This is a genomic window from Lacrimispora amygdalina (genome assembly GCF_900205965.1).
In the GTDB taxonomy this organism is placed as follows: Bacteria; Bacillota; Clostridia; order Lachnospirales; family Lachnospiraceae; genus Lacrimispora; species Lacrimispora amygdalina_A.
The window spans coordinates 1-547 of the sequence record NZ_OAOF01000091.1; the positions used below are offsets into that span (position 1 = coordinate 1).

The window sequence follows — 547 nt, forward strand, 5'->3', positions numbered from 1 at the left end:
GAAGGCGGGACTGATAACTGGGGTGAAGTCGTAACAAGGTAGCCGTATCGGAAGGTGCGGCTGGATCACCTCCTTTCTAAGGAAGAAGAAGTAGGGGTTTTATATACTGTTGAGTCTTAGGTTTTCAAAAGATTTAAAATTGAATAAGGAAATATCAGAAAACCGTAATGTGTAACCTCGTGAACAAGTTCACTCGGTCGCGGCTACGCCGCTTATACAATGAAACAAAAAACTGCTTATGAAAGCAAGCTTTCAACACAGTTTCCCGTTTGATTGTGCACACATTACTAGCAGACACGAAATTTCTGGTGCCGATGCGCTTAAGGGACACACCCGTTCCCATCCCGAACACGATGGTTAAGACTTAAGCGGCCGATGGTACTATACTGGAGACGGTATGGGAGAGCAGGTGGGTGCCAGATTACATAAAAAAAATCACTTGAAAAAGTGTTTTATATAGAACGGACACGTTCCAATGGGTGGAGGGAAAAGCGAAACCTGTGTTAAAGAATGTGTTAACCTGATTCAGCAGGGCAGTGCTGTTTTA

The 547-nt window shown here is 43.9% G+C and carries 2 rRNA genes; both read left to right on the forward strand.

Annotated features, from left to right (window positions below):
* A 16S ribosomal RNA gene (locus tag CRO04_RS25815) occupies nucleotides 1-76 on the forward strand; the annotation flags it as partial.
* A gap of 228 nt (nucleotides 77-304) precedes the next feature.
* Nucleotides 305-422: ribosomal RNA gene (gene rrf, locus CRO04_RS25820) — 5S ribosomal RNA — on the forward strand.
* Nucleotides 423-547: the final 125 nt, after the last annotated feature.